This window comes from Methylobacterium sp. CCH5-D2, assembly GCF_001556475.1.
Classification (GTDB): Bacteria; Pseudomonadota; Alphaproteobacteria; order Rhizobiales; family Beijerinckiaceae; genus Methylobacterium; species Methylobacterium hispanicum.
The window spans coordinates 1-7,035 of sequence record NZ_LSIX01000724.1; the positions used below are offsets into that span (position 1 = coordinate 1).

Here is a 7,035-nt window from a genome sequence, read left to right on the forward strand (position 1 = left end):
AGCACCACCGCGACGCCGGGCTCGGCCCTGAGCGGGTCGAGGTCGTCGAAATTGGCGATGTGCGGCAGCACCGGCACGGCGATCGTCACCCCCCCGGCTCCGGGCGCCGAGCCCGCGAGGCCCAGCACGTCCTCGGCCGGGAGCCGGGCGGCGGCGGGCAGGTGCGGCACGAGCCCCAGCGCCTCCCAGCCGGTGTGCTCGGCGATGAGGCGCATGCCCTCGGCGAACAGGGTTGGGTCGCCCCGGAAGCGGTTGACCAGAAAACCCCGGATCATCGCGGCGTCGCCCGGCTCGATCACCGCCTTCGTGCCGACGAGGCTCGCGATCACCCCGCCCCGGTCGATGTCGCCGACCAGGATCACCGGTGTGTCGGTGGCGCGCGCGAAGCCCATGTTGGCGATGTCGCCGGCCCGCAGGTTCACCTCGGACGCCGAGCCCGCGCCCTCGACCAGCACGAGGTCGGCCTCCGAGCGCAGCCGGGCGAAGCTGTCGAGCACCGCCCGCATCAGGCGCGGCTTCCAGGCCTGGTAGTCGCGCGCCTTCGCGGTCGCGATCATGCGACCCTGAACCACGACCTGGGCGCCGACATCGCTCTGGGGCTTCAGCAGGACCGGGTTCATGTGGACGCTGGGGCTCACCCCGGCCGCCCGCGCCTGCAGCGCCTGGGCGCGGCCGATCTCGCCCCCGTCCGCGGTGACGGCGGCGTTGTTCGACATGTTCTGCGGCTTGAACGGCCGCACCCTGAGGCCCTGCCGCGAGAAGGCGCGCGCCAGCCCGGCCACGATCAGCGACTTGCCGACGTCCGAGCCGGTGCCCTGGATCATCAGGGCCCGGGTCATGCGCGCGCCACCATCAGAACTCGATCCCCTCCTGCGCCTTCACGCCCGCTGCGAAATGGTGCTTGACGCTACCCATCTCGGTGACGAGGTCGGCGGCCTCGATCAGCATCGGCTTGGCGTTGCGGCCCGTGACCACGACGTGCAGGTCCGGCCGCCGAGCCTGGAGCGTTCCCACCACCGCCGCAAGATCGAGATAGTCGTAGCGGAGCGCGATGTTGAGCTCGTCGAGGACGAGCAGGCGGACCGTGGGGTCGGCCATCAGAGCCTCGGCCCGCTCCCAGGCGTGGCGGCAGGCGGCGATGTCGCGGGCCTTGTCCTGCGTCTCCCAGGTGAAGCCCTCGCCGAGCGTGTGCCAGGAGACCCTGTCGCCGAAGGCCGCGAAGGCGTGGCGCTCGCCCGTGTCCCAGCCGCCCTTGATGAATTGCACGCAGGCCACCCGCCAGCCGCGCCCGAGCGCCCGGACCATCAGCCCGAGCGCCGCCGTCGTCTTGCCCTTGCCGGGGCCGGTATGGACGATGAGCAGGCCCTTCTCGACGGTCTTCTGCGCGACCTCGGCGTCCTGCACCGCCTTGCGCTTGGCCATCTTCTCGCGGTGGCGGTCGGCTTCCGTCGCGTCGGTCATGGCTGGGCTCCGGGTTTCACGATCATGGGGAGGCCCGCCACCATGAAGACGACGCGCTCGGCTCGGCCCGCGAGGCGCTGGTGCAGGCGGCCGGCGGCGTCGCGGAAGCGGCGGGCGAGCGCGTTGTCCGGCACGATGCCGAGCCCGACCTCGTTGCCGACGAGCACGACCGGGCCTCGCGCCCCCGCGCAGGCGGCGATGAGGGCGGAACCCGCCGCCTCGACGTCGGCGTCGGCGAGGATCAGGTTGGTGAGCCAGAGCGTCAGGCAATCGACCAGCACCGGGCCCCTCGCGGCGGCGACGGCCTCGGGCAGATCCATCGGCACGTCGCGGGTGATCCAGTCGCCCGAGCGCCGCGCCCGGTGGAGCGCGATCCGCTCGCGCATCTCGTCGTCCCACGCCTGGGCGGTGGCGAGGTAGAGCCAGGGCGCGGGGTGCGCCTCGACCAGCGCCTCCGCGTAGGCGCTCTTGCCCGAGCGCGCGCCGCCGAGCACCAGGGTCGTCCGGGGAGAGGCCTGAACCATTCGGCTCCTTTGCCCGCGGAGAGCCGGGGCGTCAAAGCGCCCGTCGGTCGAACTCCTGCTTCGAAGTCGGATGCGGACGCGTTGTGCGCCCGCCCGCGACAGGCTATGAGCGGGAATGGACGGTGCCCCCTCGCGGGGGTGAAAAGGGAATGCGGTGAGGGGGGCGACCCTCGAATCCGCGGCTGCCCCCGCAACTGTGAGCGGCGAGTTCCTGCCACCAGCCACCGGGTGTCCCGGGAAGGCGGCAGGCGCGAGGATCCGCGAGCCAGGAGACCTGCCGTCCGCCCGTGTTTCCTCGAACGCCGCCGGTGGGGCGGCCGGAGATCGTCATCCGATGACCACGCAGGTTCAGACCCTCGGCGCCACCCGCACGAACGAGCGCCTCGGCGCGGTCGTGCTCGCCGCCCTCTTCGGCCTCGGCCTCGTCTTCATGGCGGGCTTCGCCCCGGCCCAGGCGCTGCACAACGCCGCACACGACTTCCGGCACACGCAGAACTTCCCCTGCCACTGACCGCCTGAAGCCACCAGCTTCATGATTCTCCGGCTCCTGTCGGCGGCGCTCGCCGCCGGCTTCCTCGCGGCCGTGGTCGCGACCGGCCTTCAGGTCGCCCTCACCTCCCCGCTGATCATCGAGGCCGAGCGCTACGAGAGCGGCACCGCGCACAGCGCCGCGCTGCCGCTCGCGCCTGCCCGCTTCGAGGGCGCGCTCCTGCACCGCGCCCACCTGCATCTCGCGCATGGCGGCGAGTCGCACGACCACGGCGGCGCTCCGGCGTGGCAGCCCGGCGAGGGCCTGCCGCGCATCCTCTTCACGGGCCTCGCGACGCTCGTTGGCGGCGTCGGCTACGCGCTGCTGCTCGGCGCCGTGATGCTGGCCCTCGGGCGCGACCCGACGCCCGAGCGGGCGCTGGCCTTTGCGGTCGCAGGCTTCGTCAGCGTGGGCTTGGCGCCCGCGCTCGGCCTGCCGCCGGAACTGCCCGGCAGCGAGGCCGCCCCGCTCGCCACCCGGCAGGCGTGGTGGCTGATGACCGCGCTCGCGACCGCGATGGGGCTCTACCTCATCGCGATCCGGCGCGCCGCCGTGACGATCCTCGGCGGCCTCGTGCTGATCGTGGCGCCCCACATCGCCGGGGCGCCCGAGGTGGCGGCCGCGAAGTCCGAGCTGCCCGCGGGCCTCGCGGCGCAGTTCGCGGCTCGCTCGCTCGCGGTCGGCTTCGTGTTCTGGGCGGTGATCGGGCTCAGCTTCGGCTGGGCCTGGCAGGTCTTCGGCCGGGAGCGCCCGATCCGTGTCTGACCCGGCGACGCTCTACGTCTGCACCACCTGCCGCAGCCCGGACGACGCGCCGGACGGCCCCCGCGGCGGCGCGCGCCTGCTCGACGCGCTGCGCGCCGAGCTGGCGGCGCACCCGGCGGCGTCCCTCCGGATCGAGCCGGTCGAGTGCCTCTCGGTCTGCAAGCGGCCCTGCACGGTGGCGGTCGCGAGCGCCGACCGCTGGACCTACGTGTACGGCGACCTCGACCCGGTCGCATCCGCCCGCACCATCCTCGACGGGCTCGCGCGCTACGCCGGCACCCCGGACGGGATCGTGCCCTGGCGCGAGCGGCCGGAGGCCTTCCGCAAGGGCGTCGTCGCCCGCATCCCCCCGTTTCCCGCAGCCGATGCGGGCTGAAGGTTCCCCGTCATGACCATCGTCCAGAAGGTGCCCTGCACCATCGTCACCGGCTTCCTCGGGGCCGGCAAGACCACGCTGGTGCGCCACGTGGTGGAGAACGCGGGCGGGCGCCGGCTCGCGATCCTCGTCAACGAGTTCGGCGATGTCGGCTTCGACAAGTCGTTCCTGGCCGCCTGCGGCGTCGAGGGCTGCACCGAGGATTCCATCGTCGAGCTGCCGAACGGCTGCATCTGCTGCACGGTGGCGGACGACTTCGTGCCGGCGCTGACCGCGCTCCTCGACCGGGCGGAGCCCCCGGAGCACATCCTGATCGAGACTTCCGGCCTCGCGCTGCCCAAGCCCCTCGTCCAGGCCTTCCAGTGGCCGGCGATCCGCTCGCGCGTCACCGTGGACGGCGTCGTGGCGGTGGTGGACGGCCCGGCGGTCGCCTCCGGCGCCTTCGCGGACGACCCCGAGGCCTCGGCCGCCCAGCGCGCCGCAGACACGTCGGTCGACCACGACAACCCGCTGGAAGAGGTGTTCGAGGACCAGCTCCTCTGCGCCGACCTCGTGGTGCTCAACAAGTCCGACCTGATCGCCGCCGAGACCCGGGCGCGGGTGCGGGCCGAGGTCGAGGGGCACCTGCCCCGCGCCGTGAAGGTGGTGGAGACCGAGCGTGGCGCGATCGACCCGCGCGTGCTCCTCGGCCTCGCGGCGGCCGCCGAGGACGACCTCGACGCACGCCCCTCGCATCACGGCGAGGGCGAGGACCACGACCACGACGACTTCGAGACCGTGGCTCTCGCCGTACGGCCCGCCACGACGCCGGGCGACCTCGCCGCGCGCGTCGAGCGGGCGGCCGAGACCGCGGGCGTGCTGCGCATCAAGGGCTTCGCCGAGGTCGAGGGCAAGGCGATGCGCCTCGTCGTGCAGGGCGTCGGCCGGCGCGTGAGCCACCACTTCGACCGGCCCTGGCGCAGCGGCGAGCCCCGCGACGGCACGCTCGTGGTGATCGGCCTCAAGGGCTTCGACCGGGATGCGGTCGCGGCCGCGCTCGCCGGGTGAGCGCCCGCGCGCGCCGTCGGATTCTTGCGGCCGTCGCGGCCTGCGGCCTGCTCGCCGCCTGCCAGGAGCAGGGGCGGCAGGACGAGGCCGCAACGGCCGCGCCGCAGGTGCGGCCGGCCGCGAAACAAGCGTCCCAGGACGGCGGTGCGCCGGATCGGGCCAGCCGGGCGAAGCTCGCCTACAGCCACGACCTCTCCCTCGACCTTCCGGCGGACCGTCTGGGGCCCCGCTTCGAAGCGGTCCGCGACCGGTGCCTGAACGAGGCGGTCCTCGCCTGCGTCGTGCTGCAATCCTCGATCCGCAGCGGCGCGGGCCCCCGGTCGGAGCCGGAGGCCCGGCTCCAGGTGCGGCTGCCCCACGCATCCGTCGCGCCCTTCCTCGCCTTCGCGACGGCGCCCCTTCCGGGCGAGCCGGCGGGCACCGTGACGGTCCGTGAGCAGGCGACCCGGGCCGAGGACCTCGCCCGGCCCGTGGCCGACGTCGAGCGGCGCCTCGCGCAGCTGCGCGCCTATCAAGACCGCCTGACCGCTCTCGCCGAGAAGCCCGATACCCAGGTCGAGAATCTGGTGAAGATCGCGGGCGAACTCTCCCAGGCCCAGACCCAGATCGAGGAGGCGGAAGGGCGGCGCCGCGCGCTGGAGGAACGGATCGACACCGAGACGGTCGCGCTCGTGCTGCGGGCGGAGCGCGGCGGTGCGGGCGCCCTCGCCCCCATCCGGCGGGTCTGGGCACGCGGCGGCGAGACGCTCGGCGCCAGCGCGGCGGCCGCGCTCGGCTTCGCGATCGCCAGCGTGCCCTGGATCCCGATCCTCGCCCTCGGGATCGTCCTGATCCGCGCGCTGATGCGCTGGCGCCGCCGCGACCGGGCCGCCGCGCGCGACCGCGCGGAGAGCTGAGGAGGCGCCCGATGCACCTCGTGCGCGTCGATACGGTCTCCCTCGACGAGGGCGAGGCAGCGGTGGATCTGGGCCAGGCGCCCGGGGAGATCGTCGTGCTCTCGTTCACCGACACCGATCTCGCGGCGATCGCGGATGCCGCCGCGTCGGAGCCCGACCTGCCCGCCCTGCGCCTCGCCAAGCTGGCGCGGCTGCGCCACCCGATGTCGGTCGATCTCTACGTCGACGCGGTGGTGGCGCGGGCGCGGATCGTGGTGATCCGCTGCCTCGGCGGGCTCGATTACTGGCGCTACGGCATCGAGCGCTGCGCTGCGGCGGCGCGCGCGAACGGCGTGCGGCTCGTTCTGCTGCCGGGCGATGACCGCCCGGATCCGCGCCTCGACGCCCACGCCACCGCACCCGAGCTCGCTCCCCTCCTCGACGCCTATTTCCGCGCGGGCGGGCGGGACAACCTGCGCCAGATGCTGCGGCGCCTGGCCTGCGAGTCCGGCCTGGACCTCGCCTACGCGCCGCCGCGCCCCCTGCCTCGGGGCTTCCCGTGCTGCCCCGGCTGCGGCCCGGTCCCGCTGGACCGGGCGCTCGCCGCCGGGGCCCCTGCACGGGCTGAGGACGCTCCGCACGCGCTCGTCCTGATCTACCGGTCGGCGGCACTCGGCGGCGATCTCGCGCCCGCCGCCGCGCTGACGGCCGCGCTCGCCGCCCGCGGCATCGGCACGCTCGTCGTCGCCGTCGCCAGCCTCAAGGATCCGGAGGCGGTCGCCGCGGTCCGGGCGGCGCTCGCCGCGCGCAAGCCCGACCTGATCATCGCCGCCACCGCCTTCGCCGCCCGCGAGGACGCGGGTTTCGTGCTCGACGGTGCCGACTGCCCGGTCCTGCAGGCCTACACGCTCGGCTCGGCCCGGGAGGCCTGGGCGGCCTCGGCACGCGGCATGAGCGCGGCCGACCTCGCCATGCAGGTGGCGCTGCCGGAGTTCGACGGGCGCCTCGCGGGCTTCCCGATCTCGTTCAAGGAGGAGGCGCCGGAGGTCGAGGGCCATGTCGAGCGCCGCGCCGTGCCCTACGCCCCCGGCATCGCCGCGCTCGCCGACCGGGCCGCCGCGTGGCTGCGCCTCGCCCGCACGGAGCGGGCGGACCGGCGGATCGCGCTGGTGCTCTCGGATTATCCGGCCCGCGGCGGCCGGGCCGGCTTCGCGGTCGGGCTCGACACGCCGGAGAGCGCGCGGGCGATCGCGGACGATCTGGCGGCGGCGGGCTACGCGGTGGGCGCGCTGCCGGACGGGCCGGGGCTGATGCGGGCGTTGAGCGCGGGCGAGCCGGGCTTCGCGGTCGGCCTCGCGGCGTACCGGGCGTGGCTCGCCGGGTTGCCGGAGGCGGCGCAGGCCGCGCTGACGGAGCGCTGGGGCGCCCCGGAGGCCGACCCCGCCTGCCACGACGGGG

9 protein-coding genes and 1 riboswitch are annotated in these 7,035 nt (G+C 74.8%); of the genes, 6 read left to right on the forward strand and 3 right to left on the reverse strand.

Annotated features, from left to right (window positions below; genetic code table 11):
• The 3 genes from AX737_RS19075 to cobU form a co-directional block, all read right to left on the reverse strand.
• Positions 1-839 (reverse strand): cobyric acid synthase (locus tag AX737_RS19075; protein WP_197430634.1); only part of this gene is annotated, 839 nt, incomplete at its 3' end.
• Positions 840-852: 13 nt separating this feature from the next.
• The gene (gene cobO, locus AX737_RS19080) at positions 853-1,461 is read right to left on the reverse strand and encodes a cob(I)yrinic acid a,c-diamide adenosyltransferase (protein ID WP_066924157.1); all 609 of its coding nucleotides are present in this window, start codon (positions 1,459-1,461) and stop codon (positions 853-855) included.
• On the reverse strand, positions 1,458-1,985 hold the full coding sequence (cobU, locus tag AX737_RS19085) for a bifunctional adenosylcobinamide kinase/adenosylcobinamide-phosphate guanylyltransferase (RefSeq protein WP_066924159.1): 528 nt from the start codon (positions 1,983-1,985) through the stop codon (positions 1,458-1,460). Before cobU ends, cobO begins: the two co-directional genes overlap by 4 nt.
• A 103-nt stretch (positions 1,986-2,088) precedes the next feature.
• A riboswitch (cobalamin riboswitch) is annotated at positions 2,089-2,282 on the forward strand.
• Between the two features lie 37 nt (positions 2,283-2,319).
• Between cobU and AX737_RS19090 the strand changes: the two genes are divergently transcribed.
• The 6 genes from AX737_RS19090 to AX737_RS19115 form a co-directional block, all read left to right on the forward strand.
• The gene (locus tag AX737_RS19090; RefSeq protein ID WP_066924161.1) at positions 2,320-2,496 is read left to right on the forward strand and encodes a CbtB domain-containing protein; all 177 of its coding nucleotides are present in this window, start codon (positions 2,320-2,322) and stop codon (positions 2,494-2,496) included.
• 21 nt (positions 2,497-2,517) lie between these two features.
• Complete coding sequence (locus AX737_RS19095; protein ID WP_066924163.1) at positions 2,518-3,279, forward strand: CbtA family protein; 762 nt, start codon at positions 2,518-2,520, stop codon at positions 3,277-3,279.
• Complete coding sequence (locus AX737_RS19100; RefSeq protein ID WP_066924165.1) at positions 3,272-3,655, forward strand: DUF1636 domain-containing protein; 384 nt, start codon at positions 3,272-3,274, stop codon at positions 3,653-3,655. The genes AX737_RS19095 and AX737_RS19100 overlap by 8 nt, the downstream gene beginning before the upstream one ends.
• Positions 3,656-3,667: 12 nt before the next feature.
• Positions 3,668-4,702, forward strand: a complete 1,035-nt coding sequence (gene cobW, locus AX737_RS19105) for a cobalamin biosynthesis protein CobW (RefSeq protein ID WP_066924167.1) — start codon at positions 3,668-3,670, stop codon at positions 4,700-4,702.
• Positions 4,699-5,598, forward strand: coding sequence for a DUF4349 domain-containing protein (locus AX737_RS19110; RefSeq protein ID WP_066924169.1), 900 nt, complete (start codon positions 4,699-4,701; stop codon positions 5,596-5,598). The genes cobW and AX737_RS19110 overlap by 4 nt, the downstream gene beginning before the upstream one ends.
• 11 nt (positions 5,599-5,609) lie before the next feature.
• Positions 5,610-7,035, forward strand: a 1,426-nt coding sequence (locus tag AX737_RS19115; protein ID WP_197430635.1) for a cobaltochelatase subunit CobN, incomplete at its 3' end; no start/stop codon positions are given.

Excerpts from the sequence above, each read along its gene's own strand:
- cobW (WP_066924167.1), top strand. The coding sequence starts at position 3,668 with ATGACCATCGTCCAGAAGGTGCCCTGCACCATCGTCACCGGCTTCCTC.
- AX737_RS19090 (WP_066924161.1), top strand. The coding sequence starts at position 2,320 with ATGACCACGCAGGTTCAGACCCTCGGCGCCACCCGCACGAACGAGCGC.
- cobO (WP_066924157.1), bottom strand. The coding sequence starts at position 1,461 with ATGACCGACGCGACGGAAGCCGACCGCCACCGCGAGAAGATGGCCAAG.
- AX737_RS19095 (WP_066924163.1), top strand. The coding sequence starts at position 2,518 with ATGATTCTCCGGCTCCTGTCGGCGGCGCTCGCCGCCGGCTTCCTCGCG.
- cobU (WP_066924159.1), bottom strand. The coding sequence starts at position 1,985 with ATGGTTCAGGCCTCTCCCCGGACGACCCTGGTGCTCGGCGGCGCGCGC.